This is a genomic window from Peribacillus sp. SIMBA_075, assembly GCF_046534585.1.
This window is the reverse complement of the sequence record NZ_JAWRYN010000997.1, coordinates 1-257: the sequence shown is the minus strand read 5'-3', so window position 1 is coordinate 257 and position 257 is coordinate 1. Positions and strand designations below refer to the sequence as shown.

Annotated in this window: 1 protein-coding gene; it reads right to left on the bottom strand. The window is 56.8% G+C overall.

Annotated elements, in window-relative coordinates; translation table 11 throughout:
* Nucleotides 1-99 (bottom strand): MbeB family mobilization protein (locus SB775_RS31270; protein WP_240478603.1); only part of this gene is annotated, 99 nt, incomplete at its 3' end.
* Between the last annotated feature and the right edge of the window lie 158 nt (nt 100-257).

Genomic DNA, 257 nt, shown 5'->3' with positions numbered 1-257 from the left:
GTGCTCGCTGAATGCGGCTTTCAGCATCTCGCCGGTACTCTGCTGCTGCGCTTTCGATTTCTGCTCTAAGTCCTTCGCCAGCGTTAAAAGACTGTTCATAGATGGCTCCCTTCAGTCGGATGTTTCGCCCCCCGTCCGGGTCGGCAATGCTGATACTGCTTTTCGTGGTGCGCACCACCTCAAAACCTGCGCTTTCCAGCGCCTCGGTGACGTCCTGACGGGTTTTCAGCTCCCCGGATGAGGCTAAGGCCAGTAAA